General features: G+C 46.9%; 1 protein-coding gene. It reads right to left on the bottom strand.

Annotation, left to right across the window (positions count from 1 at the left end):
- Window positions 1-683 (bottom strand): flagellin (locus R8N49_RS26665; protein WP_132937424.1); only part of this gene is annotated, 683 nt, incomplete at its 3' end.
- Window positions 684-759: the final 76 nt, after the last annotated feature.

Below are 759 nucleotides of genomic sequence, written 5' to 3'. Positions count from 1 at the left end.
CCGTTAATGTAAGTCGCAAGCTCTTCGATATCGTCACCCGCTTTTGCGCTGATGTTGATTTCTTGCTCTTGGCCGTAGCTGTCCGTTAGGTTGATTTTTAGGTCGTTCTTACCTTCAGCAACGTTCCAGTCTTTACCTTTACCACTTTCAGCTTGGTAGCTCACACCGCCCATCATTTTGTTGTCTGAACGCATGTCTTTTAGCTCAAGCATCACTGCTTCACCGTTATCTGCACCGATTTGGAACGATTTCGCACCGTGTGTGCCGTTTAGTAGCTTGTTACCACCGAAAGAGGTGGTTTCTGCGATACGGTTTAGTTCGTCGTTTAGCGCGGTCACTTCTTCTTGAATCGCAACGCGCTCTGCTTTCGAGTTTGAACCGTTTGCTGATTGCAGAGACAAGTCACGCATACGTTGAAGAATGTTAGTGGTCTCATTCATTGCACCTTCAGCCGTTTGTGCAATCGAGATACCGTCGTTCGCGTTGCGAACCGCTACATCCAAACCACGGCTTTGTACGTTCAAACGGTTCGAGATTTGTAGACCCGCAGCGTCATCTTTTGCGCTGTTGATTTTAAAACCCGAAGACAAACGCTCCATAGAAGTTTGTTGAGCTGAGTTTGCGTTGTTTAGGTAACGCTGAGCGGTCATCGCTGATACGTTAGTGTTTACATTCACTGCCATGGTGATTTCTCCAATTGATTTTCCGGTGTAGCGGTTTCCGACGTCTCGGAAAACCAAGTAGTTCTCTCAAAGTTAC

It is taken from the genome of Vibrio sp. 1978, assembly GCF_033344345.1.
This window is presented reverse-complemented; position numbering and strand designations above follow the sequence as displayed.